This is a genomic window from Mesorhizobium sp. YL-MeA3-2017, assembly GCF_030814575.1.
GTDB lineage: Bacteria > Pseudomonadota > Alphaproteobacteria > Rhizobiales > Rhizobiaceae > Mesorhizobium > Mesorhizobium terrae.
On the sequence record NZ_JAUSVH010000001.1, the window covers coordinates 5,179,049 to 5,204,187 of the forward strand.

A 25,139-nucleotide genomic window follows, 5' to 3' on the forward strand; every position below is an offset into this window, starting at 1 on the left:
GAAACAGGCGAGATTTCGGCGGCGAACAGGAGAGGAGGCTAAGCCCGCGGCCGGTTGAACTCGGAATCGAGTGTCTCGGGACGCTGCACGACGGCGAACTCGATGGCGATGCCTTCCTCGAAATGGCGCACCACCTGGCCGCGCATAGTGCCCAGCACCACTTGCACGCCGATCGCCGGCTTGACGTCGATCTCGATCGCCGCGCCCGAAAGCGACAGGTCGATGATGCGGCACTGATACTGGCGGCCGTCGGAAAGATGCAGCACGCTCATCGGGTTGCGCGGCGCCACGCGCTCGTGGCGGCGGTCTTCCGGCAGGTCCAGCTCATGCTTGTTGGCCAGCCACGTCAATTGCGCGGCCAGCTTGTCGCGCTTGCGCTCCGAGGCAACCACGGTCATGGCGAAACCGTCCTGCAGGCGACGCGTCATCACGCCTTCGATGCGGCCGATATGGTCGAGATAGGCGATGATCTTTTCACCGGGTTCACCAGTGCGGTCCGCACGCAGGGCGACGTTGCCGGGTGACATGTCGATCACCTGGCAAGGATGCTCGCTGCGGTCTTCCAGCATGAAGCGGCCATAAATCTTCACGCGGACACGCTGAAAGTTGCGTCTTTCAGCTGCCGCCGGCGCGTGCTCGATCGCCGCTGACCTCATCACCACCCGTACCTCGTTGGCATTCCTACGCCGTTGCGAGGAATTTCGGGGGAACGCTACAGCATGAGAAGTTAAAAAATCAGAAAATGTTAACGTCAGCTTAGCTGCGTTTACTCTTCTTCACGCCCGCCCTCCAGCACGACGAGATGGCGTACCTTGCGTCCGCGCCCGAGAGGGCCGAGACCGTCGCGCCGGTCGAGGTCGATCGGCGCCAGCGAGGGTGGCGTGATCGCGGTGCGGCTGGCCAGGGCGGCCATCTCCTTGTCGGGGTCGACGATGCGGATCGACTCGATCAGCGCGTCGACGATCGGGTCGGAGCCGAGCCAGAATGGCCTTTCCGCCACCGAGACGATGCCCAGGCAGCGCGGGTGTTCGACGCCGCCGTCGAGCGGCAGCGCCAGAAGCTCGAACTTGCAGGGCCGGCCGCTGCGGCTGATCCCTTCATAGGTGATCAGAACCACCGATCGCTGGTCGAAGACGCCGTGAATGAGGCGCGACACCAGCCGCTGGTCCTTTTCGCGCCACAGCGAAGGAAAGGAGAAGCCTTTCAACTCGCGCCCATGCGTCGCGCACAGCCTCGTGCCCGCCAGCCGAAACACAGCCTCGCCGCGCGTGTCCTTCTCCAGGATGAAGGTATCGGCGAGCAAAGCCTTGATGTCGGCTGGCTCGACTTCGGTCCGCCGGGGGGCCGGGCGGCCGGCGCGCAGCCGATTCCAATATTGGAACAGTGCGATCGATCCGTTCAGGTTCATTTTCGATATGCTCCGCGCTGCCCTTTCACCGGATGTGCCATCGGGGAACAGGAGTGCGTCTTCCGATGACCTACATGGGACGCGGAGCAGGATGCGTGCCAGCTTGCCGGGCGTTTGTTAACCGGTCGGGGACGTTAAGGTTAACGAAAGGTTTAGATTGCCGCTCAAACTTGGCCGTGCAAGATTGAAATCACTCCAGTTTTCGCTGCCGCCTCGTTCCAGGCGGCGGCGCAGCAGGCAAAGACTTTCAGGGGAGCAAGGGGGCTCGACCAACCGCCCGAGGGAAACTTCGGGCGGTTTTCTTTGATTCGCAGGCCTCGATTCGGCGCCGATCTCCATTTGTGAAATAACGCGCCTTGCCTTACATGCTCGCGGACCGAAACGGGATGAACGCGATGAACGAGGCAGGACAGGCCGAGCCAACGCAGGATGAGGCCTTGCCGCACGAGCCCGTCTTCAACCTGCCGGCTGTCATCATCGCGATCGTCGCCGTCTGCTTCGGCGTGCATCTGGTGCGCCTCTATCTGCTGACCCAGCAGCAGGATATCGAGCTTCTCATCCGCACCGCCTTCATTCCGGTTCGTTATTCCGGGCAATACGATCTTGATTTTTATGCTTTTTCGAGCCCGTTCACCTATACGTTCCTGCATGGCGGCTGGGCGCATCTGATCGTCAACATGGTCTGGCTGGTGGCGTTCGGGTCGCCGCTCGCCAACCGCATCGGCGCGATGCGCTTTATCCTGTTCTTCGCGTTCACCGGCCTTGCCGCGGCATTCTTCTTCTTCGCCATCCATCCGACCATGCAGGCGCCGCTGGTCGGCGCCTCGGGCTCGATCTCGGGCATGATGGGAGCGGCCGCGCGTTTCGCCTTCAGCATCGATCGCTCCACCGGCAAGGGCGCATTTGGCGGTGCGCCATTGCCGTTCAGCGCCGTGCTGCGCTCGCGCGCCACGCTGAGCTTCCTCGCCGTCTGGATGGTCATCAACATCGTCACCGGCGTCGTCGGTTTCGTGCCGGGCAACGACAGCCAGATCGCCTGGGAAGCGCATATTGGCGGGTTTCTCGCTGGCTTCCTCTGCCTGCGCTTGTTCGATCGCCGGCAAGCCCGGCAGGCTTGATCGGAATACTTGAAAAGCGACCGATCACGGCGCACCATGTCTCTGCTTGACGTCGTTGTCCGCCCGACTGTGAGGGGCAGGCGGATCATGCAGAGGAGGACGCCATGACTGTTAAGGCAATTCTTGAGGCAAAGGGCCATGCGGTCGTCACGCTCGGCCCCAACGCGAAACTGGCCGAAGCGATCCAACTTTTGGCCGACCGCCGCATCGGCGCTCTGGTGATCACCAATGGCGATCGCAAGATCGTTGGCATTCTCTCCGAGCGCGATGTGGTGCGGGTCGTGGCCAAGGAAGGCGCGGCGGCGCTGGAACTTCCGGTGCGCGCCGTGATGACGCCGAAGGTCAAGATCTGCAACGCCAACCACACCGTCAACGAGGTCATGGAAATCATGACCAATGGCCGCTTCCGCCATCTGCCGGTGGAAAAGGACGGCTTGCTCGACGGCATCATCTCGATCGGCGACGTGGTCAAGCGGCGCATCGAGACGGTGGAACGCGAGGCCGAGCAGATCAAGGCCTATATCGCGACGGCCTGATTTCTGTCCCTCCCCAAGAGGGACTTGGCGACTGGCGCCTCCCCACGCCGGCGACAGGCCGCGTGGGGAGGCGTTTTCGTTGGATATCAACGATTGTCGAGCTGCGCGCGAACCAGCCTCAGACCCTCACGCGTGATGCGATAAGGCCCGCCATTGCTGGATGCGACGGCACGTTTGCTTTTCAGTTTCTTGAACAGGGTGAGATCGAAGTCCGGATAGCGCCACCCTTCGCGGGTGATGCAATGTGCGAGCTCGATCTTGCCGTTGTCGTCTTTTTCGACGTCGATGCGTCCGCCCCGCGCGAGCAGGTGCAGGATGCGCTGTTCCAAGCGCGATACGTTCATTTGGAAAATTCCCGGAAAACCTGGCCGGCGCGTCGGCCCGAAACCGGAACCGGTTTCGGCAAGCGCGATGCGCAAACTCTGGACGGCCAACAACAAAAACCGCAGCCACGCGAACGCGGCACGGGGTTTCAGGTTTTCACGCCCCGCCTTCAGAGGAAGGTCGGGGCCTTAGCGGGACTCAGACGAAGTAAACATCCACACTCCATGGGATGGAGGGCATATAGGCGAAGTCCGGCAAAAAACCAAGCTGGCCGGAGCGAGCCTATCAAACGCGGACGAAATCAGCCCCGATGATCGAGCCGCGCCACCAGCCGGTCGCCCAGCCACTGAATGCCGCAGACCAGCACGATCAGCACCGCTACCACCGCGATCATGACGCTGGTCTCGAAGCGCTGGTAGCCATAGCGGATGGCAAGGTCGCCGAGCCCGCCGGCACCGATGGCGCCTGCCATGGCGGATGCGCCGACCAGCGTCACCAGCGTCACCGTGAAGCCGGCGACGATACCGGGCAGGGCCTCTGGCACCAGCACTTCGCGGATGATGGTCCAGCGGTTGCCGCCCATGGCGCGCGCCGCCTCGATCAGACCGCGGTCGACCTCACGCAGCGACACTTCAGCGATGCGGGCATAATAGGGCGTCGCCGCGATCGACAGCGGCACGATCGCCGCCCATGTGCCGATCGAGGTGCCGACGATCAGCCGCGTCACCGGGATCAGCGCGACCAGCAGGATGATGAACGGTACCGAACGGAAGCCGTTGATGATGGCACCGAGAACGCGGTTCAGGGCAAGGTTCTCGGCGATGCCGCCGCGCTCGGTGGCGATCAGCGCCAATCCGAGCGGCAGGCCGGCGACGAGCGAGATGAGGCCGGAGGCGGCCGTCATCACAATCGTCTCCCAAAGCGAGCGCAGCAGAAGCTGAAACATGATTTCAGACATAACCGAGCACCTTTGCCCGGGCGCCCCGGGCGGTCAGGAAATCGAGTGATTTGGCGACCTGGCCGTCTTTGGCGGCAATGCCGAGGAACAGGCTGCCGATGGGCTCGCCCTGGACATGGTCGATGCCGCCATGGATGAGGCGGAAGCGGCCGGGAACGGCCGCACCTAGCTCGGCCAGCAGCGGACGCCGCGCGGCATCGCCGGCTACGTCGACGCGCAGGATCGCCTCCCTGCCGGGAACGGGCGAAAGCCTTTCGGCGATCGCGGCGGGAAGCTGCGGGCGGATGCCGCCAAGCAGGCTCTGGGTGATCTCGGATTGCGGATCGGAAAAGACCGACCAGACCGGCCCTTCCTCGACAATGCGACCGGCGTCGATCACCGCGACGCGGTCGGCGATGGAGCGGATCACTTCCATCTCGTGGGTGATCAGCAGGATGGTCAGGCCGAAGCGCTGGTTGATGTCCTTGAGCAGGGCCAGGATGGAGCGCGTCGTCTCGGGGTCAAGCGCCGAGGTGGCCTCGTCCGACAACAGCAGCGCCGGCCCGGCAGCGAGCGCTCGGGCAATGCCGACGCGCTGTTTCTGGCCGCCCGACAGTGACGAAGGATAGGCTTTGGCCTTGGCGGAAAGGCCGACGAGCTCGAGCAGTTCTGCAGCGCGCGCCCGGCGCTCCGCTTTCGGCCGGCCCTCGATCTTCAGCGGCAGGGCGACATTGTCTTCCACTGTCTTGGCCGACAGGAGGTTGAAATGCTGGAAGATCATGCCGATGCGCCGCCTGAGCGGCTGCAGTTCGCCCTCGGAGAGGCGGCTGATCTCGCGGCCCTCGACATGGACCTCGCCGGAATCCGGCCGCTCCAGCCCGTTGAGGCAGCGGATCAGCGTCGACTTGCCGGCGCCGCTGCGGCCGATGATGCCGAGGATTTCGCCCTTGCGCACGGTCAGCGAAACGCCTTCCAGCGCCGGCGTCTCGCCGAAGCGGCGCTTGAGGTCGACCAGGCGCACGACCTCTTCGCCGGCTGCAGGGGCGGGCTGGGCCGGCCGGACGTCGTCGTCCGACAGCTCAGCCGGATCGGGTATTTCCGCCAGGACGTGCTGGTTCACGGGATATCCTTTCAGCTCCACGACTTCCCGCGGCGCCGCATCGAGCGGCTCCATGTCGGACAGCCCGCCACCCCAGGGGCCGCGGGCTGCATGCCGTTCCAGATAGGGGTGCATCGCGCTTAGTAGGCGCTGATGCCGGTGCCCTTGTAGACGCGGTCGAACTCGGCCTTCACGGTCGGGTTCTGGTAGGCGGCGACCAGCGTCTTCACCCATGGCGCGGTTTCATTGCCCTGCTTGACCGCGATGAAGTTGCGGTAGGGGTTGTCGGCGATCGGCTCCTGGGCGATGCGGTTTTCCGGCGTCAGCCCGCTTTTCAGTGCCCAGTCGGTGTTGACGACAGCGGCGTCGAGATCCTCCACCGAGCGGCCGACGATGCCGGCGTCGAGTTCCTTGATGGTGATGCCGCCGGGGTTTTCGGCGATGTCGGCTGTGGTGGCCAGAATGCCGGTGCCATCCTTCAGCTTGATCAGCTTGGCGCCTTCAAGCACGCGCAGGGCCCGGCCTTCATTGGAAGGATCGTTCGGCACGCCGATCACCGCGCCCTTGGCCAGATCGGCCACCTTGGCGTGTTTCTTCGAATATAGGCCGATCGGCCAGACGCCGGTATAGCCCACCCGCACAATGTGATAGCCCTGCGTCTTGATCTGGTTGTCGAGATAAGGCTGGTGCTGGAAGGCGTTGGCGTCGATCTCGCCGCGCTCCAGCGCCTCGTTCGGCTGGGTGTAGTCGTTGAAGACAACGGTCTGGATGATGAGGCCGGACTTCGCCGCCTCGGCGGTGACGACGCGCCAGACATCCTCGTCCTCGCCGGAAATGATGCCGACCTTCACCGCCTTCTTGTCTTCCGCATAGGCGGATGAAGGTGCCGCGAAAGTGACGAGGGCGACAGCCGAGGCAAGCAGCGCCGCAAGGCCGGCGCGGCGGGTGATCCTGGCAGACAGCGGGCCGGATTGGTTTTTCAAAGTGATGGTCATGGCGGTCCTCAATCGAAAAAGCCTTGGGAGGCGAAAAGGGTGGCGGCGCGGAATGCGAAGCCTGTCTTTATCGTTCACAAAGCCGGCTTTCCGTTCAAAGGACCGCTTTGCCCGGCGCATGGTATGTGCGGAATATCGTCTCAAAGATTCCGGCGATCGGAGCAGAACGAACCTCGCCTTCGCAGTTGCGAGATGACGAGGTGCAAAGTTTTTCCTACAAGAGGTGAAGCGAGGCGGAGCTTTCGGCGTCTTGCCTCATGCGGCTGGTTGCGCTAGCCCAAACCGACGATTTTCTCAGCTTCCCGAATACAGGTTCCCATGGCCCTCATCGACACCCGCACGCCCGACGCGAAACGCCTGATCCCCGGCGCCACCGGCGATTGGGAAGTGATCATCGGCATGGAGGTCCATGCCCAGGTGACTTCGGAAGCGAAACTGTTCTCCGGCGCCTCGACCGCCTTCGGTGCCGCGCCCAATGCCAATGTGTCGCTGGTCGATGCCGCCATGCCCGGCATGCTGCCGGTCATCAACGAAGAATGCGTGCGCCAGGCCATTCGCACCGGCCTCGGGCTGAAGGCCGAGATCAACCACAAGTCGGTGTTCGACCGGAAGAACTACTTCTACCCGGACCTGCCGCAGGGCTACCAGATCTCGCAGTTCAAGCAGCCGATCGTCGGCGAGGGCACGGTCATCGTCTCCGTAGGCCCGGACAAGAAGGGCGAGTTCGAGGATATCGAGGTCGGCATCGAGCGCCTGCATCTCGAACAGGACGCCGGCAAGTCGATGCACGACCAGCATCCGACCATGTCCTATGTCGATCTGAACCGCTCCGGCGTGGCGCTGATGGAGATCGTGTCGAAGCCCGACATTCGTTCCTCCGAAGAGGCCAAGGCCTACATCACCAAGCTGCGCACCATCGTGCGTTATCTCGGCACCTGCGACGGCAACATGGACGAGGGTTCGCTGCGCGCCGACGTCAACGTCTCGGTGCGCCGGCCGGGCGAGGGTTTCGGCACGCGCTGCGAGATCAAGAACATGAACTCCATCCGCTTCATCGGCCAGGCCATCGAATATGAGGCGCGCCGCCAGATCGCCATTCTGGAGGACGGCGGCAAGATCGATCAGGAAACCCGCCTGTTCGACGCGGTGAAGGGCGAGACCCGCTCCATGCGCTCCAAGGAAGAAGCGCATGACTACCGCTATTTCCCCGACCCGGACCTTTTGCCGCTGGAATTCGACCAGGCCTATGTCGATGCCTTGGCCAAGGACCTGCCAGAACTGCCGGACGACAAGAAGACGCGGCTGGTCGAGAAGCTCGGCCTCTCCGCCTATGACGCCTCGATCCTGGTCTCGGAAAAGGCGATTGCCGACTATTTCGAGCAGGTGGCGGCGGGCCGCGACGGCAAGACGGTGGCGAACTGGGTCATCAACGACCTGCTGGGCGCCTTGAACAAGTCTGGCAAAGCCATTGAAGAGACTCCGGTTTCGCCGGCTCAACTCGGCGGTGTCATCGACCTCATCAAGGAAGGCACCATTTCCGGCAAGATCGCCAAGGACCTGTTCGAGATCGTCTGGGCCGAGGGCGGCGACCCGAAGGAGATCGTCGAGAAGCGTGGCATGAAGCAGGTCACCGACACCGGCGCCATCGAAAAGGCAGTGGACGATGTGATCGCGGCCAACCCCGACAAGGTCGAGCAGGCGCGCGCCAAGCCGACCATGGCGGGCTGGTTCGTCGGACAGGTCATGAAGGCGACCGGCGGCAAGGCCAACCCGCAGGCGGTGAACGACCTGGTCAAGGCCAAGCTCGGCATCACGGAATAGTCGCCATGTTCGTGCGCACGGCGGGCGAGCGCGACCTTGAGACGATCAGGGCGCTGCTCGCCGAGACATGGCATGCCACCTACGACGCCATTTATGGCGTGGAGGGCGTGACGGCGATTTCCGAACACTGGCACTCCGTGACTTGGCTCAAACAGCTTTTGAGGCAACCGCGTTCGGAATTCATCGTTGCTGACACCGGTGCCGAGCTTGCCGGCGTGGCTCATGCGGTGATGAAGGAAGACGAACTGGTCGAAGTGACGGAACTCGACGTGCGCCCGTCAATGCAGGGCAGGGGCGTTGGTGGCCTGCTGCTGGCCGAACTGGAAGATTCTTTTCCTGAATGCAGGCTGATGCGGCTGGAGGTCGAGGAAAAGAACCAGCGCGCGCGGGACTTCTACCGGGCAAACGGCTTCGTCGAATTTGGCAGGCGCCCCGCCACTCAATGGGTCGACGCCATGATTGTGAGTATGGAAAAGCGGTTGGGGTGAAGGCGCGCCCTGCGTTTTTCTCGCGGGAGCGCGGCGCGCCTGTGGACCTGTCAGCTACAGGTGCAGGAAGGCCGACGCGGCGCCGCGGGCGCGCTGCCTGATCTTTCCCGGCTCAGGCGGTTCGGCAAGGCCGAGCAGCAGCTTCATCAACAGGTCGCCCCACAGCAACGCCAGGAACAGCTCCGTCAAATCGACAGTGTCTCCGACCAGCAGGCCGCGCGACCGCGCCTGTTCCAGGATCGCCGTCAACTCATTGCGCGCCGCCGCCCGGCCAATCGAATCCAACGCCCGCGCGATCTCCGGTGCCCGTTCGGCCTCGGCGATCGCCAGGCGAAAGACGCCCAGCACAACCGGGTCACTGATCTCGCGAAGCAGTCGCTCGCCGAATGCCGACAAAACGTCGGCGAGACTTTCGCGATCATCAAGCTCAGGCGTGCCGGCCAAAGGGCGCATGCGGCCGGCGCGCTCCGATATGCAGGCGACCAGCATGTCGTGCTTGTTGCCGACCAGCGCGTAGAGCTCGCGCTTGGAGACTTTGGCGCGGGTTGCGATCTCCAGCATGCTTGTCTGAGCATAGCCGTGCACGCCAAAGGCCGCGAAGGCGGCGTCGATGATGCGCGCCCGCGCCGGCTTCCGGTCCGCATCATCCGGCGGCGAGGTCTCGGATGCTGTTGCCACGGCGTCCTCCTTGACTTTGGTACCGATGGGTACCATCATAGCGGCCGATGTTGTCGCATTCCATCACTCATGCTGATCGGGCGGTCCCGACGGGAGATGTTTATGTCGCCGGCGACTATTTTCACAATCCAACTCGTCCTCGGCTATGTGCCATGGTTGCTGATATTAGGCACCTATGTGTTGCCGAAACTGAAGTCGATGGACCATTTCCAGGTGCAGCGCGCCATCGCCACGCTGCATAGTTTCCGCTTTTTCGGGCTGGTCTTCATCCTTCCCGGCGTCGTCGGTCCGGATTTGCCCGCAGGATTTGCGCCATCCGCTGCCTATGGCGATTTCATCACCGGGGTGCTGGCCATGGTTGCGCTGCAGGCGGTCCGGGTGCGGCCGCTGTTCTGGCTGTTCGTCGTCGCCTTCAACGTGGTGGGAACGGCCGATCTCATCATCAACTATTATCACGGCGTGCAGCTGGGGCTTCCGGATCGGGCTGGCGCACTGGCTGCTGCCTATTGGGTTCCGATCCTCTATGTACCGGCCTTGATGATCACCCACGTGCTGGCATTCTATCTGCTGGCCCGGCCGCAGCCCAAGACGGCTGAGATCATCGCCGGAGGGTTGGCGTCCTGACGCTCCGGATTGGGCAGAGCCCTCAAATCCCCGTCACCTCGATATTGTCGATGAGCCGTGTCGTGCCGAGCCAAGCCGCGGCTAAGATGCGCCCGGCGCGGTCGCGGCGCCAAGGCGCAAGCGTGTCGCTCTCGCGCGCTTCGACATAGTCGACGCGGCCGAAACCGGCCTCCAGGATATGCAGCCGGGCGGTTTCGAGCGTTTCTCCAGGATCGGCGCCCAGCTGAAGCGCCGATGCGGCGTGGCGCAGGATGGTGTTGAGCTGCCGGCCAACCGCCAGTTCCGCCGGCGAGAGGTAGGCGTTGCGCGAGGACATGGCCAACCCCTGCGCATCGCGCACGGTCGGCGCGCCGATCACTTCGACAGGGATATCGAGGTCGCGGCAGAGCTTCTTCACCACGCAGAGCTGCTGGTAGTCCTTCTCGCCGAAGATCGCGCAGTCTGGCAGCGCCTGCAGGAAGAGCTTGGCCACAACGGTGGCGACGCCGTCGAAAAAGGTCGGGCGGAAGTCCGTCTCGAGCCCGGCCGAGGGGCCGCCAATGGCAATTTTGGCGGCAAAACCGTGCGGATACATTTCCGCCGCCGTCGGCGTGAAGGCGAGTTGCACGCCGGCGTGCGCCAGCCGCTCGAGGTCGGCGGCAAGCTGGCGCGGATATTTGTCGAGGTCTTCGGTCGGCGCGAACTGCGTCGGATTGACGAAGATCGACACCACGCAGCGATCGGCACGTTCCAGCGCGATGCGCATCAGCGAGACATGGCCGTCATGCAGGGCGCCCATGGTCGGCACCATAGCGACGCTCAGGCCCTGGCTGCGCCAATCCCGCACCACGGCGCGAAGATCGGAAACAGTTTCAATGACTTGTGGCTGTTTCATGATTCTGCCTTGCCCTTGGGCTGGAAGACATGTTCGGGGCCGGGGAAGCTGCGGGCGCGCACCTCCGAGCCATAGCGTGCGGCCGCCTCGGCCACGATGTCGCGCAGCACGGCATATTCCTTGACGAATTTCGGCACGCGGTCGACGGTCAGCCCGATGGCGTCATCTATGACCAGGATCTGCCCGTTGCAGACCGCACTCGCGCCGATGCCGATGGTGGGAATGGCGGACCGGCGGGTGATTTCGGCGGCCACCGGTTCCATCGTGCCTTCGATGACCATTGAGAAGGCACCGGCGCGCTCGACCGCCTGTGCATCGGCAAGCAGCGCGGCAATGGCGTCGTCGGTGCCGCCCTTGATCTTGTAGCCGCCGTCCTTCTCCACCGACTGCGGCTGCAGCCCGATATGGCCCATCACCGGGATGCCGGCGCTGGTGATCGCGGCAATCTGCGCCTCCATGTCGACGCCGCCTTCCAGCTTGACCGCGTCGCAGCCGGTTTCGGCGATCAGCCGCCGGGCGGAGGCCAGCGCTTCGGCGGAGGAGTGCTCGTAACTGCCGGCCGGCATGTCGAGCACCACGCAGGCATGGGACGAACCACGCATCACCGCCTGGCCGTGCAGGATCATCATCTCCATGGTGGCACCGAGCGTCGTCTTGTGGCCGTGCAACACCATGGCGACGCTGTCGCCGACCAGGAGAAGATCGACATGCGGATCGAGCAGCCGGGCGATCGGATAGGTGTAGGCGGTCAGGCAAACGATGGGCGTGCCGCCCTTGCGGGCCATAAGCTCGGCAGGCGTGATGCGGGGCGTGGCCGCAGTCGCGTCGGAAGCCATCTTTCTCCTCCCTCGACGGACGGGCGGGGCCTGTCCGAGAGCCCGGCGGACCGGACCTGCTAGGGATACGGAGCGGCTAAGTTTTTTGCAAGTGCGAGATAATTATTGAGCAATTGCGAAAAGATAGACGCTTGCCTTCTCCCGCAAGGGGAGAAGGAGAAGCAGCAACCATCTAAACCCTTGCCTTCCGCCGAGTGGAGCGCCATAAGCAGGCAACCGCATACGCCCGCGAGGACCAGCATGGCAGGCTTTCTGACGCAGTTTTTCACCTGGTGGAACGGCCAGACGCTGGGCACGCGTTTCCACACCTGGCGCCACGGCAAGAAGGTCGGCCAGGACGAGTTCGGCAACGTCTATTACGAAGGCGGCATCAATTCGGACGGCCTGACCCGTCGTTGGGTGATCTATGCCGGAAAGTCGGAAGCTTCGGCGATCCCGCCCGGCTGGCACGGCTGGATCCATCACCGCGTCGACGTTGCGCCGGTCAACGAGACCTACAAGCCGCGCGAATGGCAGAAGCCGTATCAACCGAACTTGACCGGCAGCCCCGCCGCCTACCGGCCGAAGGGTTCCATTCTCGGCACGCAGCATCGTCCCCAGGTGACGGGCGACTACGACGCCTGGACGCCGGGTTCCTGAGCCGGTTTGGGCTCTCGCTATATTCGGGTTCTCGCCACATTTGCCGTTTAGCTGGTTCGCTTCGCCGGAACGCTCTACCTTTGGGCGTCGAGAATCAATTGCCCAAAGACGGGTCGTCCGTATGAAATCTTTCAGCCGCCTTTCGACCGGTGCCTTGGCAGCGATGCTGGCGGTTGCTCACCCGCTTCATGCGAATTCGCAGCAGATGCCCTGGGACCCGCCGGCGAACGAAACGCCGTCCAATGTGCCGTTCCAGGTCCAGCCGGACCCGAATCTCGGTCAGCCCATGCAGGAGCAGCCTGACCAAGGCCAGCCGGCTGAACAAGCCGCTCCGGGTCAGACAGTCAAGCCGCAACCTGCCCAGAACCAGCCCGGCCAAAACCAACCCGCCCAAAGCAAGCCTGCCCAGAACAAGGCGGCCAAGGAACAACCTTCCCACACGCCGGCGGTCGAGCGCGTCGCCAATCCGGTCGCTGAATTCTCCGGCATCGACAAGATCACCGGCCGCATCATTTCGTTCGACGTCTATATCGACGAGACGGTGCAGTTCGGCGCGCTGCAGGTCACCCCGCGCGTTTGCTATTCGCGCCCGGGCGCCGATGCGCCGAAGACCGATTCCTTCGTCGAGGTGGATGAGATCACGCTGGACCGCAAGATCCGCCGCATCTTCACCGGCTGGATGTTCGCCGAAAGCCCCGGCTTGAATGCCGTCGAGCACGCCGTTTATGACGTCTGGCTGAAGGGCTGCAAGCAGAAGTCCGACGTGCCTGCGCCGCAGGCGCCCAACACGCCGTCGTCCGGCGCTCCGGCCAAGGTCAACGCCAAGAAGTAGCTGGCGGCGGCCTGCCGCTACCGACGCGTCGCATGATCAGGTCAGCTCCGCCATGAAGCGCGCGCGGTATTCGGTCGGGCTGATGCCGACATGCCTGCGGAAATGGTGCCGAAGCGTGTAGGCGCTGCCAAAGCCGACGGCTTCGGCGACGTCGTCGATGCTGAGGGGCCGCCGGCACAACAACTGCTTTGCCCATGCGATGCGTTCTTCGACGAGCCAATCGCCGGGCGAGGTTCCGGTCGCGTCGGCGAATCGGCGCACGAAGGTTCGGGCGCTCATCCGGCATTCGGCGGCCATGGCCTCGACGGTCCAGCGCGACTGCAGATTGGCGCGAAGCGTGTCGAGCAGCGGGGCGATCTCCGAGCCCTTGCGGTGAGGCACCGGTCGTTCCAGAAACTGCGCCTGTCCGCCGGCGCGGTGCGCGGGCATTACCAGCCGCCGCGCAACCGAGTTCGCGGCGACGGCGCCAAAATCCTGCCGCACGATCTCGATCATCAGGTCTATGCCCGCCGCGCTGCCGGCGGAAGTCAGGATGCGGTCGTGCTCGCGGTAGAGCGAGGTTTCGTCGACGGTAATGCCGGGAAAACGGCGCCGAAACGGTTCGGCATAACGCCAATGCGTTGTGGCCGTGCCGCCATCCAGCAATCCTGTCGCCGCCAGCACGAAGGCGCCCGAACAGATCGACGCTAGGCGTGCGCCCCTGGAATGGGCATCGCGAAGTCGCCGGCACAACTCCTCGGGCACCGGAGCATCGGCGCCGCGCCAGCCCGGAACGACAATGATGTCCGCCTGCTCGATCAGTTCGGGCGCGCCGTCGGCCACCAGCCTGAGGCCGCCATGGGCGCGCATCGGGCCCTCATCGACCGGGCAACTCGCGAAGCGATACCAGTTCGGGCCCATTTCGGGCCGTGCCAGGCCGAAGATTTCGGCGACGATGCCGAATTCGAACGTGCACAGGCCGTCATACAACAGCGCAACGACGAGCGGTTCGGAAGGGTTTGGCATGATCTTTACGTATATTGTCATTCACGCCATTTGCAAGCCGGCGCGCAGGAGATGACAAGGGGCGGACCAAAGGAGAGACGCCATGCCGAGCTATGTAACCGCCGTGAAGCCGGCGCCAAGCGACCGCGCCCGCGCGCATTTCGTCGCCGAATTCGAGTTTGAAACCGACTGCTGGGATGTTCACGAATCGCTGTCGAAAGGTGCTGATTTCGTACTGCTCGATGTGCGCAGCCCGGCCATGTTTGCGAAGGGGCACGTTCCCGGCGCGATCAACCTGCCGCACGGCAAGATCGTAAGGTCGAAGATGGAGGCGTGGGACGAGGAGACCATCTTCGTCGCCTATTGCTCAGGGCCGCATTGCAACGGCGCTGCGCGCGGCGCCTTGCGCCTTGCCGAGCTCGGAAGGCCGGTCAAGATCATGAGCGGCGGCATCAGCGGCTGGCGGTATGAAGGTTTCGAACTGGCGGCCGGTTCGTGACGGTTCGTTGAGCCAATACGCCGCCTGTGGCAGGAGCAGGGCGCAGGTAACCAGGGGAAGATCGGCCGCGTCCCCGCGGCCGATCTTCAGCGGTCCATTCCTTAGAATGAAATCTTCAGCTGCGACCTGAACCCATTGTCGCGCGCCTTGCCGGCGAACTGGCCGCTATAGGAGACACCGAGCGTGGCAACGGGCGATACCGCAAAATCAACGCCGGCGTCGATCACCGCGGCATTTTCGGCGATCGGCGTGCCCGTTACCGTGAAGGCGCCGCCATTGGCAAAAGCAAGCCCCGACTGCGGAACGACATCGCCAAAGGCATGACGCCAGCCGATCATGCCGCGTGCCGATGCCTTGACATCGCCCAGCGTGAAATCGGTCTCGGCGCGCAAACCAATGGTGGTGAACGTCGCATCTGACGCGGCTGAGCTGGCGGTGAGTGCCGCGGCATTGCCTTTTTCGGTAAAGCCGTCGTTCCGGACGCTGACATAAGCGAGGCCGACAAAAGGTTCGAAATGGAGCGCATCCGTATCGAAGCGGTAGCCGGCCTCGCCGAAGACCTGCGCGGTTCCGGCATCGTAGTCGGCGGCAAGGGCGTCCGAGAACCCGCTAAAGTCGACGGTGCGGGCTGTTTCCAGCTTATGCCTGGTGTAGGCGCCGCCGGCGCGTAGGCCAAACGCCCCCCACTGGCCGCCGCCAAAGACGCCGAGATGGTAGTTGTCGCTATTACCGGACGATGCGCGGGCATCCAAGTCGAAGCTGGTGTGGCTGTAACCGGCAACCAGGCCGGCGCGCCAATGATCGCCGATCGCGGCATCGCCGCCCATCAGCAGCCCTCCGGTGGAGCGATCGAACCTTGCTGTATTGGCGCCGCCGTCCCATCGTCCCCAGGAACCGAAGGCGTCCGCCCAGAGGGCGAGCTTGTCGGGATCCTCAATGGCAATGTCCGTGCCACCGGGGCCGAAGGACATGATCGGCAAGGCGGTCGGGCCTGTATCGCGGGATGTTGCGCGCAGCCGGGCCAACACCGCGTCACGCATGGCGTGGCTGTCCTCCAGGAGCATGCTTTTGATCGAGGCATGCATCTCGCCGGACAAGAGATCGAATGCGCCGCGGGCCGAAGCCGCATCCAGCACCAGCAGGCGGTTGTAGAGCGCCAGTGAGGCTCCCTTCTGCTCAAGCCTGTCCAGGGCGCCTGCCGTGGCGTACTGGTTCTGCGTCTGCGTCACCGTAGTGAAAAGCGGCGGCGCTTCGGGCTTGGGTTTGACGATTGGCGGCACTACCACCACAGGAGGTGTTTTCGTCGCGATCACCAGGGCCACGGCGTTGGCCGTGTGGTTGAGATCAGCCTGGAGAAACGCGGATTTCGACAGAACTGTCGGGTCGAATGTTCCGACTACGCCGCCTGCCGCGGTCAGGATCGTGTAGCTTTGGCCATTCCGGTAGCTGGCCTCGGGATCGAGCGCGGTCACGGAAACGGTGCCGCCCTGCAATATCGCCTTGCCGGTAATGCTCAACAGGTCCGCTGTGCCGCCCCCGCCGATTTCGACGGCATAGACCGACCCGCTTCCCAGCGTGAGATCGCCGGCTACGTGTAGCGTTCCGATGGAATTGCCGGGTGCCACGGTCGCGCCGCTGGTGACGATGGTGGTGCCTAGCGTGCCGTTGCCTTCCAGCAAGGCGCCGGCGCCGACGGTCGTCGCCGCGTTGAAATTGCCATTCACGGAAAGCTCGCCCGCGACGATCTTTATGCCATTGGCAAACGTTCCGCTGCCCGTCAATTTCCAGACACCACCGCTGGAATCGACCTCAAGCGCGGCAATGTTGAGGATGTCGCTGGAAAGCGTGCTGCTGCCTGCACCGGTGAGCCGCAAGGTATTGATGCCCGCTTCGCCGTCTATCTTGCCGTTGACGATCACACCCGTCGCGATCTCGAGTTTGGAATCGCCAGAGCCGAGCTTGATATCGCCCTGAATGTTGCTGCCCTGGCCAAGCTTGAGGTCGAATGTTCCCGAGCCGCCCTGGATGGCGGCCGCCCGGCCCGAAATCGTGGCGTTGCTGACCGTCATGGTGGTCTTGCCACTGTCTCGGAATATCACGCCGACGCCGGTGGCGTCGGTCATGCCGCCGGTGATCGAGCCGCCGCTCACGGCCACGGTGGTATCGCCCTTGGTCAGGACCGAAAGGCCGTGCCGTCCACCTTCGAGCTTGCCAGCAGTTTGCTTGAAGGACGCGACGCCTGTCCCCGTATGCAACGCAACCGCGTGAAGCGTGGTGCCTTGTATCGTGCCGGAGTTGGTGACATCGGCGGTTCCGCCGGAAACGAACATGCCGAGATCTCGCCCCTTGATGAGGCCCGAATTGTCGGCGACGACTGCGCCGTTCACCATCATCACGGAGGAAGTCTGGCTCGTGGCGCCGACAGCGCTATAGGTGCCGGAGTTTATGAAGTTGATATCTCCGGCGCTATAGAATGTCTGGCCTACATTGGTGAATTCGATGGTTCCGGAATTGTTGACGGAACCGCCTTTGCTCATGGTGATGCCGTACGGGTAGCCGTAGTCGTTACCATTGCCTGAGATCGAGCTCTTGTTGATAAAAGTGCCGGGCGCGTTGCCGAAGGCCACGCCGCCTACGATTGTGCCTCGATTTTCGGCGACACCTCCCGCATCGATGTAGATGGCGGCGCCTTTCTGTCCACGGATTATGCCGTCATTCTGGACATTGCCGAGGCTGCTCCGGATTTCTATTCCGGTTTGCGTGCCTTCGACCTGGCCGGTGGACGAGACGTTGACCGTTCCGCCACCGAGAAGCTGAATGGCGTTGTACGTGTCTGCGCCGGGGAGAACCTTGAGGCTGCCATCGACATTGATTGTCCATGTGCCGAACGGAGCGACACTGCCTGTCCAGATGGCGTTGTTGTTGTTGAGAGTGATGGAACCGCTGTTTGTAACGTGGAGGGTTCCGATCGGGCCGGACAACAGAATGGGCACCGTCCGCGGCACTGAAAGCGTGAATTGTGCCGCTGCTTGGGAAGCCCACATGGCGGTGGAAATGGCGACAACGGACGCCGTTGCGATCACGCCTGATCGCCCAAATGCTTTGTACTGCAAAATGCCCCCTGCCGGAATTTACGGGTCACCAGCCGGTGTATTCAATCCACCGACGCCCGAATTCCGATTGTTGTTTGAAACCCACCCAGTCCCGTGACCATAGGTAAGCGTGCGCTAAAAAGATAGCCCATCTGCTTGAAATGCCCGGCTTTTTTGATTTGGTCCAACATCGGGGCATCAATCGAACCAGCCGAAATGCCAGGTGCTAGAAGTCGGCGCGACCCTGCAAGGCGGCGGCCAGCATCTTCTCGTAGCGGGCGCGTGGCACGTCGACGGCGCCGAAGCGCTTCAGGTGCTCGGTGGTGAACTGGGTGTCGAGCAGGGCAAAACCGCGCGCGTTCAGCCTTTGCACCAGATGGACAAGGCAGATTTTCGAGGCGTCGGTCTCGCGCGAAAACATGCTCTCGCCGAAGAAGACGCGCCCCAGCGACACGCCATAGAGCCCGCCGACCATTCGGCCTTCCTGCCAGGCCTCGACCGAATGGCAATGCCCCATCTCGTGCAGTTTCACATAGGCTTCGCGGATCGGCGCATTGATCCAGGTCGACTGGCGCACTTGGCGCTGTTCGGCGCAGGCATCGATGGTCGCGGCAAGGTCGTGGTCGAAGCGGATGTCGAAGGGTGCCTTGCGTATCGTCTTGGCAAGGCTTTTCGGCACATGGAAATCGTCGAGCGGAATGATGCCGCGCGTTTCCGGCCGCACCCAGAACACCTCCGGATCGTCGGCGCTCTCGGCCATCGGGAAGACACCCGAGGCATACGCCTTGAGCAAAAGGTCGGTCGGGATGCGATAGCCGGGCGCGAAGGGGCGAGTCATTGGGCCTTTATAGCGCGCCTGGTGCATGGCCTTCGAGATGTCGAAAAGTGCGATGCCGCCAGTCTCGCCGGGAGGAAGATGCCCTTCTCCCGTAAAAGAGAAGGGCCTGCCATTTTTTACTCGGCCGTGGCTGCCAGGTACTTTTCCAGCCAGTGGATGTCGTAGTCGCCATTGGCGATATCGGCATTGCCGACCAGGTCGCGGAACAGCGGCAGCGTCGTCTTGATGCCGTCGACCACGAATTCGTCGAGCGCGCGGCGCAGCCGCATCATGCATTCGACGCGGTTGCGGCCGTGCACGATCAGCTTGCCGATCAGGCTGTCATAGTAGGGCGGGATCTTGTAGCCCGAATAGACGCCGGAATCGACGCGAATGCCCAGGCCGCCGGGTGTATGGAAATGCGTGATCGTGCCGGGCGATGGCGTGAAGGTGCGCGGGTCCTCGGCGTTGATGCGGCACTCGATGGCGTGGCCGTTGAACTTGATGTCCTCCTGCCGCACCGAAAGCCCGCCGCCGGAAGCGACGCGGATCTGCTCGTGCACCAGGTCGATGCCGGTGATCGCTTCCGTTACCGGATGCTCCACCTGCAGGCGGGTGTTCATCTCGATGAAGTAGAATTCGCCGTTTTCGTAGAGGAATTCGATGGTGCCGGCACCCGAATAGCCGAGATCGGCGACCGCCTTGGCGCAGATGCCGCCGATGCGGGCGCGGGCTTCCTCGTTGAGGGCAGGCGAGTTCGCTTCTTCCCAGACCTTCTGGTGACGGCGCTGCAGCGAACAGTCGCGCTCGCCGAAATGCACGCCATTGCCAAAACCGTCGCCGAACACCTGCAATTCGATATGGCGCGGCTTCTCGAGATATTTCTCGATATAGACCGCGTCGTCGCCGAAGGCCGCGCCCGCTTCCGACCGGGCCGTGGCAAGCGCCACTTCCAGATCGTCTTCCGTGCGCGCCACCTTCATGCCGCGTCCACCACCGCCGGCTGAGGCCTTGATGATGACCGGGTAGCCGATCTCGGCGGCCACGCGCTTGGCTTCCTTTTCGTCGGTGACCGCGCCTTCCGAACCTGGAACGACCGGGATGCCGAGGCGCTTGGCAGTGCGCTTGGCCTCGATCTTGTCGCCCATGATGCGGATATGGTCGCCCGAGGGGCCGATGAAGGTGATGTTGTGCGCCGCCAGGATGTCGGCGAACTTGGCGTTCTCCGACAGGAAGCCATAGCCCGGATGCACGGCATCCGCACCGGTGATCTCGCAGGCGGCGACGATCTGATGGATGTTGAGGTAGCTGTCGCGCGACGGCGGCGGGCCGATGCACACGCTCTCGTCGGCAAGGCGCACATGCATGGCGTCGGCGTCGGCAGTGGAGTGCACGACAACGGTCTGGATGCCGAGTTCCTTGCAGGCGCGCAGGACCCTCAGTGCGATTTCGCCGCGATTGGCGATCAGGATCTTCTGGATCATTCCGTCCGTCCCCGCGCCTTACTCGATCACGACGAGCGGCATTCCGTATTCGACCGGCTGCGCGTCCTCGATCAGGATCGCCGTCACCGTGCCGCCGCGCGGCGACGGGATCTGGTTCATGGTCTTCATGGCTTCGATGATCAACAGCGTCTGGCCTTCCTTCACCTTCTGGCCGATCTCGACGAAGGGCTTGGCGTCGGGCGAGGGGGCGAGATAGGCGGTGCCGACCATGGGCGAGGGGACCGCGTTCTTGGAAACATCGGCCGGGCTTGCCGCTGCCGCCGGCGCAGCGGCGGTTGCCGCGGCCTGCTGGGCAATCATGGGCGCCGGCGCCGCGATGGCGTGAACCGCCGGTGCATGGCGCGAGACGCGCAGCTTCAGATCGCCGAGCTCGACTTCGATCTCGGTTAGATTGGTGTCGTTCAGGATGCCCGCGAGATCGCGGATCAGTTGCTGATCAACACCGGTTTTCTTCGTCGTCATGTCCGACCCTTCTTTTGTCTTTCCGCTCATATGCGAGCGGCAAGCGCCTGCAGCGCCAGCGTGTAGCCAAGCGGCCCGAAGCCGCAGATCATGCCCACGGCGTGCGGGGCGATCCTGGACACATGCCGGAACGGCTCGCGCGCGTGGATGTTCGAGAGATGCACTTCCACGACGGGCAACGGGGCAACGCCCCTGATGGCGTCGTGGATGGCGATCGAGGTGTGAGTGTAGGCGCCGGCATTGATGACGACGCCGGCCGCAAGCTCGCCCGCTTCCTGGATCCAGTCGACCAGATGGCCTTCATGATTCGACTGGCGGAAGTCGACGGTCAGCCCGAGTTCGGTTCCTACCTTCACGCAATCGGCGGCGATGTCGTCCAGTGTCTTGTCGCCATAGATGGACGGCTCGCGTTTGCCGAGCATGTTGAGGTTGGGACCGTTGAGGACGAAAACCGTTTTCAAAAAAATGGCACCTTTCCCCGCGCCGAACGTAGCCGGCGCGCCGGACCTCTATAATGGGCATAACCGGCCGCGAAAAGAGCGCAAGTGCGTTCTTGCCCTGTCCACAGCGCGAACGCGCCGCTTCCGGACGGACTGGCCCGCCCGGCTACGGCGCGGAGACGCTCTACAGCGTCGGCTTGGCCGTCTTGATCTTCTGCTCCAGAACATCGGCACCGAGCGCGCCGAACACGACCTCGTTGCCGATGACATAGGAAGGCGTGCCGGTGATCGCCAGCTTGTTGGCGAGATCATAGGTCTTGGCGAAGCGCTCGATGATCGCCGGGTCCTTCATCGCTTCGCGCAGCTTGGCCTCGTCGGCGCCCAGCGAAACCGCGACCTTGATGGCGACGTCCTCGGTGGCGCGGGTCTGGCCGCCGAGCAGCTCCAAATGGAATTCGCCGGCCTTTTGCGGCATCAGCTTCTGGAAAGCCTGCGAAACGACGTGCGCCTTCTGCGAATCCGGGCCGAGGATCGGGAATTCCTTGAGCACGAAACGCAGGTCCGGATTGGTCTTGGTGAGCGCAGCCATGTCGGACATGGCGCGTTTGCAGAAGCCGCAATTGTAGTCGTAGAACTCGACGATCGTCACCTTGCCCTTCGGATTGCCGACGACGGTGTCGAAGGCCGAATTGAAGATCGCGTCCTTGTTTTCCTTGATGACGCCGAGCGCCGCGAGCTTCTGCTCGTCCTTCTGCTTGGCCTCCAGCGCGTCCTGCACTTCGAGCAGGATTTCCGGGTTCTTCAGGAGGTAGTCGCGCACGATCTCCTCGACCTGAGCCTTGTCGAGTTTGGTGTCGGCAAGGGCCGGGCGGGTGGCGCTGGCGGTGAAGCCGACGGCAAGGGCGGCGAAGGCGGCAACCGCCCCGACGGTGCCGAGCAAATGGGTCTTGTTCATGGTCGTCTTTCCTCTCGCCTGTCTTGGCTTGCGCCGGTCCTGTTCAGGATATGGTGGGCGCTTCAGTTGGAATCCTTTGGCAGCGCCTTGGCGCCGATGATGTCCTGGGCACGCACCCAGGCCGGTTCGCCGGGCTTGAGCAGCTTCTGTGCTCGCATGGCGAAGATCTTGGCGTCCTTGCTGGCGCCTTGGTAATAATAGCCTTCGGCGGTCGCCAGTTCGGCCCGGCCCACTTCGCCGAGCTCGCCATAGGCCTGCGCCAGGAAGCGGTAGCCGGCGGCGTTCTCGCGGTCGCGTTCGAGGCCGCTGGAAATCTGCGCGACGGCCTGTTTCAGGGTTTCGGGCGTGCGTTGCGCAAGCAGCGCCTGGCCGTAGGAGACCGACAGCAGGCCCGATTTAGCCGGGTCGAGGCTGACCGCCTTGGAATAGGCCGCCGCCGCTTCCTTCGCCCGGTTGGCCTTCATCAATATGTCGCCGCGCAATTCGTAGAGATACGGGTTCTTCGGCTGGCCCTTGAGCAGGGCGTCGGTCTTCGACAGAGCCGAATTCGGATTGCCGGTCAGATAGGTGGTAATGGCGTCGCCATACTGGATGGCGACCGTGTCCGGGTTCTTGCGCAGAAGCCGCGACGTTGCTGCCTGGCCCTGGGTGAAGGCGGCGATCTTGACCCGCATCATGTCATGACGCTGCTGCAGGCCCGGCGCGTCCTTCTTGTCCAGATAGGGGCTCTTGGCGACCAGTTCCTGCAGGTTGGCGATGCGTTCCTGCGGCATCGGGTGGCTGATGCGGTAAGGGTCGACGCGCGCGCCGGAGAGCGACAGCGCGCTCTGGAAGCGCTTGAAGGTCTTCAGCATGCCGGCGCCGGACTGGCCGGTGGCGTTGAGGTAGGTGATGGCGGAGCGGTCGGCGGTTATCTCCTCGCTGCGCTGATAGGCAAGCAGCGAACGCTGCGCCATCTCGGTGCCGCCGGTGGCGAGGCCCATGCCGGCGCCCGCCAGGCCGCGGCTGTCGGTGGCGGCACCGGCAACCAGCGCGCCGGCGCCGAGCAGGCCGGCGACAATCGCCATGGTCTTGGCGCGTTCGAGCTGGTCGCGCAGCCGCTGCTGGTGGCCGCCCGCGATGTGTCCAGTTTCGTGCGCCAGAACGCCGATCACCTCGTTCGGCGTCTCCGCCTGCATCAGCGTGCCGGTGTTGATGAAGACGCGGCGGCCGGCGACGAAGGCGTTGAAGCTCGGATCGTTGACCAGCACGATCTGCAGGCCGGCATTGGAGAGCCCCGCCGCCTTGAAGATCGGCTTGGCATAGTCGCGAACCAGCGCTTCGATCTCGGCGTCGCGCACCACCGGCACGTTCTGGGCGAAGGCGGAGACGGTGCCGGTCAAGGCCACCGCCGTGCCGAGCGCCAGCGTCATCAGGGCACGCGCAGTCCTGGCGATCCTCGGTCCCGGTCGTGAAAGGCTCAGCATGATGTGTACACTGGTAGACGAGGCAGTTGACGATGAAAAGGCGGCGGGCGAAAACTTACCGAACTTGTGATCCCCATCAATCGGGCAATTGTGCGGCGTACGCTCGGCCAGTCCGACGTGTACTGCAGCGACTGCCGCCGGGAGTTGTCGTTAACAATGGTAGTTTCGCTTTCGCGGCGCGGTGACGTCGAGCCTTTCCACGCCATGGACGTCCTCGCCGGTGCCAATCGGCTGATCGCGCAGGGCAAGGATGTCATCTCGATGGCTGTCGGCCAACCGTCCGATCCCGCCCCGGCAATCGTGCGCGAAGCGGCGGCCGCGGCCCTTAAAGCGGGTCGCATCGGCTATACCGACGCGCTTGGCCTCGCCGCGCTGCGCCGTGCGATCGCAGCGCATTATGGTGAGCATTACGGGCTCGACGTGGCGCCGGAACGCATTGCCGTCACCACCGGTTCCTCGGCCGCCTTCAACCTGGCATTCCTGGCGATGTTCGATGCCGGCGACCGCGTCGCCATCGCCGCGCCTGGCTATCCGGCTTATCGCAACATCATGGCGGCACTCGGCATCGAGGTGGTGGAGATCGAGCTGGAGGGCGCCGCTTATCTGCACGCCGAGCATCTGCGCGCCGCGCACGCCGACAAGCCCTTGAAAGGCGTGCTGTTCGCCAGTCCGGCCAACCCGACCGGCGCCGTCATCCCGGCCGACGCGCTGAAGGAGCTGGTCGAGACGGCCGACACGCTCGGCATCGCGGTAATTTCCGACGAGATCTATCATCGGCTTGCCTATAATGCGCCCGACACCACGGCGCTGGCATTCGGCCGCGACGTCACCGTGATCAACTCCTTTTCCAAATATTATTGCATGACCGGCTGGCGCATCGGCTGGATGGTGCTGCCGCAGCCACTGGTCAGGCCGGTCGAGCGCATCGCCCAGAGCCTCTACATCTCGGCGCCCGAACTGTCGCAGGTTGCCGCCATCGAGGCGTTCAAGGCGACGGCGGATCTGGAGGCGGTCAAGGCCCGCTATGCCTGGAACCGCGAATTGCTGATGAAGCGGCTGCCGGAACTCGGCTTTGCGCTGGCGGCGCCCATGGACGGTGCCTTCTATGCCTTCTGCGATGTCTCGCGGCTGACCAACGACAGCATGGCGTTCGCCGGGCGCATGCTGGGAGAGGCCCATGTCGCCGCAACGCCTGGCCGCGATTTCGACCTCTTGCAGGGACACCGCACCATGCGCTTTTCCTATGCGGGAAGCCATGACGAGATCGTCGAGGCGGTCAGTCGGCTAGAGCGCTGGTTGAAATAGGCAAGGGGGCTCTTCGCCGTCTTCGTTCACGATTTCGCGACTGGGCGGGAACGGCCGGTGCACTTGCGCGTTGTTATGCAGGCAACAACTCATGGAGGCACAAATGCGCGCCATGAACCTTATAACCCTCATCCTGGTCATTCTCGGCGGCCTGAACTGGCTGGCCGTGGGCGTCGTTGGCTACGACGTTCTCGGTACGCTGTTCGGAGGTAGCGGCGGCGCTGCGGCCCGTCTGGCTTACGTGATCGTAGGCCTGTCGGCCGTGTGGCAGCTGATGCCGTTCGTGCAGGCCTTCAGCGAGGGCGAGGTTTCGGCGGAGCGCCATATCCGCCATCACTGACAGTGTGCGACGACGAAAAAGGGCGACGGCATTCGTGCCGTCGCCCTTTTGCTGTTCATGTCTCA

General features: G+C 63.6%; 26 protein-coding genes and 1 pseudogene. 10 read left to right on the forward strand and 17 right to left on the reverse strand.

What is annotated here, in order from left to right; all coding sequences use genetic code 11:
- Positions 1-38 precede the first annotated feature (38 nt).
- Both QFZ88_RS24450 and QFZ88_RS24455 read right to left on the reverse strand, forming a co-directional pair.
- The gene (locus QFZ88_RS24450; RefSeq protein ID WP_024926558.1) at positions 39-656 is read right to left on the reverse strand and encodes a PilZ domain-containing protein; all 618 of its coding nucleotides are present in this window, start codon (positions 654-656) and stop codon (positions 39-41) included.
- Positions 657-766: 110 nt separating this feature from the next.
- Positions 767-1,408, reverse strand: coding sequence for a PAS domain-containing protein (locus QFZ88_RS24455; RefSeq protein WP_024926557.1), 642 nt, complete (start codon positions 1,406-1,408; stop codon positions 767-769).
- A gap of 395 nt (positions 1,409-1,803) precedes the next feature.
- Here QFZ88_RS24455 and QFZ88_RS24460 point away from each other — a divergent pair, with 395 nt between their 5' ends.
- Entirely contained in the window at positions 1,804-2,526 is a 723-nt protein-coding gene (locus tag QFZ88_RS24460) for a rhomboid family intramembrane serine protease (RefSeq protein WP_139116496.1), read from the forward strand.
- Between the two features lie 104 nt (positions 2,527-2,630).
- Entirely contained in the window at positions 2,631-3,062 is a 432-nt protein-coding gene (locus tag QFZ88_RS24465) for a CBS domain-containing protein (protein WP_024926555.1), read from the forward strand.
- 86 nt (positions 3,063-3,148) lie between these two features.
- On the opposite strand, the gene QFZ88_RS24470 is transcribed toward QFZ88_RS24465, so the two are convergent.
- The 4 genes from QFZ88_RS24470 to QFZ88_RS24485 form a co-directional block, all read right to left on the reverse strand.
- A complete protein-coding gene (locus QFZ88_RS24470; RefSeq protein ID WP_024926554.1) occupies positions 3,149-3,406 on the reverse strand; it encodes a YjhX family toxin in 258 nt (85 codons plus the stop codon).
- Between the two features lie 281 nt (positions 3,407-3,687).
- A complete protein-coding gene (locus tag QFZ88_RS24475; protein ID WP_024926553.1) occupies positions 3,688-4,344 on the reverse strand; it encodes a methionine ABC transporter permease in 657 nt (218 codons plus the stop codon).
- The gene (locus tag QFZ88_RS24480; protein ID WP_373426397.1) at positions 4,337-5,443 is read right to left on the reverse strand and encodes a methionine ABC transporter ATP-binding protein; all 1,107 of its coding nucleotides are present in this window, start codon (positions 5,441-5,443) and stop codon (positions 4,337-4,339) included. Before QFZ88_RS24480 ends, QFZ88_RS24475 begins: the two co-directional genes overlap by 8 nt.
- A gap of 119 nt (positions 5,444-5,562) precedes the next feature.
- Positions 5,563-6,417 (reverse strand): MetQ/NlpA family lipoprotein, encoded by an 855-nt coding sequence (locus QFZ88_RS24485; RefSeq protein ID WP_137900465.1) that lies wholly within the window; start codon positions 6,415-6,417, stop codon positions 5,563-5,565.
- 318 nt (positions 6,418-6,735) lie between these two features.
- On the opposite strand from QFZ88_RS24485, the gene gatB reads away from it, so the two are divergent.
- Together gatB and QFZ88_RS24495 are read left to right on the forward strand one after the other, a co-directional pair.
- A complete protein-coding gene (gatB, locus tag QFZ88_RS24490) occupies positions 6,736-8,238 on the forward strand; it encodes an Asp-tRNA(Asn)/Glu-tRNA(Gln) amidotransferase subunit GatB (RefSeq protein WP_024926550.1) in 1,503 nt (500 codons plus the stop codon).
- A 5-nt stretch (positions 8,239-8,243) separates the two neighbouring features.
- Positions 8,244-8,726 (forward strand): GNAT family N-acetyltransferase, encoded by a 483-nt coding sequence (locus tag QFZ88_RS24495; RefSeq protein ID WP_024926549.1) that lies wholly within the window; start codon positions 8,244-8,246, stop codon positions 8,724-8,726.
- A 54-nt stretch (positions 8,727-8,780) separates the two neighbouring features.
- Here QFZ88_RS24495 and QFZ88_RS24500 read toward each other — a convergent pair whose 3' ends face one another.
- Complete coding sequence (locus QFZ88_RS24500) at positions 8,781-9,404, reverse strand: TetR/AcrR family transcriptional regulator (protein WP_051504842.1); 624 nt, start codon at positions 9,402-9,404, stop codon at positions 8,781-8,783.
- A 102-nt stretch (positions 9,405-9,506) separates the two neighbouring features.
- Here QFZ88_RS24500 and QFZ88_RS24505 point away from each other — a divergent pair, with 102 nt between their 5' ends.
- On the forward strand, positions 9,507-10,028 hold the full coding sequence (locus tag QFZ88_RS24505) for a hypothetical protein (RefSeq protein WP_024926548.1): 522 nt from the start codon (positions 9,507-9,509) through the stop codon (positions 10,026-10,028).
- 22 nt (positions 10,029-10,050) lie between these two features.
- Here QFZ88_RS24505 and panC read toward each other — a convergent pair whose 3' ends face one another.
- Both panC and panB read right to left on the reverse strand, forming a co-directional pair.
- On the reverse strand, positions 10,051-10,902 hold the full coding sequence (gene panC / locus QFZ88_RS24510; RefSeq protein ID WP_024926547.1) for a pantoate--beta-alanine ligase: 852 nt from the start codon (positions 10,900-10,902) through the stop codon (positions 10,051-10,053).
- Complete coding sequence (gene panB, locus QFZ88_RS24515) at positions 10,899-11,738, reverse strand: 3-methyl-2-oxobutanoate hydroxymethyltransferase (protein ID WP_024926546.1); 840 nt, start codon at positions 11,736-11,738, stop codon at positions 10,899-10,901. Before panB ends, panC begins: the two co-directional genes overlap by 4 nt.
- 240 nt (positions 11,739-11,978) lie before the next feature.
- Here panB and QFZ88_RS24520 point away from each other — a divergent pair, with 240 nt between their 5' ends.
- Positions 11,979-12,377 (forward strand): NADH:ubiquinone oxidoreductase subunit NDUFA12, encoded by a 399-nt coding sequence (locus QFZ88_RS24520; RefSeq protein ID WP_024926545.1) that lies wholly within the window; start codon positions 11,979-11,981, stop codon positions 12,375-12,377.
- 403 nt (positions 12,378-12,780) lie between these two features.
- Positions 12,781-13,209: pseudogene (locus QFZ88_RS24525) on the forward strand (DUF2155 domain-containing protein); the annotation flags it as partial.
- A gap of 36 nt (positions 13,210-13,245) precedes the next feature.
- Here QFZ88_RS24525 and ftrA read toward each other — a convergent pair.
- Positions 13,246-14,214 carry a transcriptional regulator FtrA gene (gene ftrA, locus QFZ88_RS24530; RefSeq protein ID WP_036253300.1) on the reverse strand — a complete coding sequence of 323 codons (969 nt, stop codon included), beginning with the start codon at positions 14,212-14,214 and terminating at the stop codon, positions 13,246-13,248.
- An 82-nt stretch (positions 14,215-14,296) separates the two neighbouring features.
- Here ftrA and QFZ88_RS24535 point away from each other — a divergent pair, with 82 nt between their 5' ends.
- Entirely contained in the window at positions 14,297-14,692 is a 396-nt protein-coding gene (locus tag QFZ88_RS24535; RefSeq protein WP_024926542.1) for a rhodanese-like domain-containing protein, read from the forward strand.
- A 101-nt stretch (positions 14,693-14,793) separates the two neighbouring features.
- Here QFZ88_RS24535 and QFZ88_RS24540 read toward each other — a convergent pair whose 3' ends face one another.
- From QFZ88_RS24540 to QFZ88_RS24570, 7 genes are all read right to left on the reverse strand, one after another.
- Positions 14,794-17,775 carry an autotransporter outer membrane beta-barrel domain-containing protein gene (locus tag QFZ88_RS24540; RefSeq protein ID WP_024926541.1) on the reverse strand — a complete coding sequence of 994 codons (2,982 nt, stop codon included), beginning with the start codon at positions 17,773-17,775 and terminating at the stop codon, positions 14,794-14,796.
- A 235-nt stretch (positions 17,776-18,010) separates the two neighbouring features.
- On the reverse strand, positions 18,011-18,622 hold the full coding sequence (gene aat, locus QFZ88_RS24545) for a leucyl/phenylalanyl-tRNA--protein transferase (RefSeq protein WP_024926540.1): 612 nt from the start codon (positions 18,620-18,622) through the stop codon (positions 18,011-18,013).
- A gap of 116 nt (positions 18,623-18,738) precedes the next feature.
- A complete protein-coding gene (gene accC, locus QFZ88_RS24550; protein WP_024926539.1) occupies positions 18,739-20,085 on the reverse strand; it encodes an acetyl-CoA carboxylase biotin carboxylase subunit in 1,347 nt (448 codons plus the stop codon).
- Positions 20,086-20,103: 18 nt separating this feature from the next.
- Positions 20,104-20,568, reverse strand: a complete 465-nt coding sequence (gene accB / locus QFZ88_RS24555; protein WP_024926538.1) for an acetyl-CoA carboxylase biotin carboxyl carrier protein — start codon at positions 20,566-20,568, stop codon at positions 20,104-20,106.
- Positions 20,569-20,594: 26 nt separating this feature from the next.
- A complete protein-coding gene (aroQ, locus tag QFZ88_RS24560) occupies positions 20,595-21,029 on the reverse strand; it encodes a type II 3-dehydroquinate dehydratase (protein ID WP_024926537.1) in 435 nt (144 codons plus the stop codon).
- 163 nt (positions 21,030-21,192) lie between these two features.
- Positions 21,193-21,963, reverse strand: a complete 771-nt coding sequence (locus tag QFZ88_RS24565; RefSeq protein WP_024926536.1) for a DsbA family protein — start codon at positions 21,961-21,963, stop codon at positions 21,193-21,195.
- A 62-nt stretch (positions 21,964-22,025) separates the two neighbouring features.
- On the reverse strand, positions 22,026-23,375 hold the full coding sequence (locus QFZ88_RS24570) for a M48 family metalloprotease (protein ID WP_244431210.1): 1,350 nt from the start codon (positions 23,373-23,375) through the stop codon (positions 22,026-22,028).
- Between the two features lie 210 nt (positions 23,376-23,585).
- Here QFZ88_RS24570 and QFZ88_RS24575 point away from each other — a divergent pair, with 210 nt between their 5' ends.
- Both QFZ88_RS24575 and QFZ88_RS24580 read left to right on the forward strand, forming a co-directional pair.
- Positions 23,586-24,734 (forward strand): pyridoxal phosphate-dependent aminotransferase, encoded by a 1,149-nt coding sequence (locus QFZ88_RS24575; protein WP_024926534.1) that lies wholly within the window; start codon positions 23,586-23,588, stop codon positions 24,732-24,734.
- 112 nt (positions 24,735-24,846) lie between these two features.
- A complete protein-coding gene (locus tag QFZ88_RS24580) occupies positions 24,847-25,074 on the forward strand; it encodes a DUF378 domain-containing protein (RefSeq protein WP_373426398.1) in 228 nt (75 codons plus the stop codon).
- Positions 25,075-25,139: the final 65 nt, after the last annotated feature.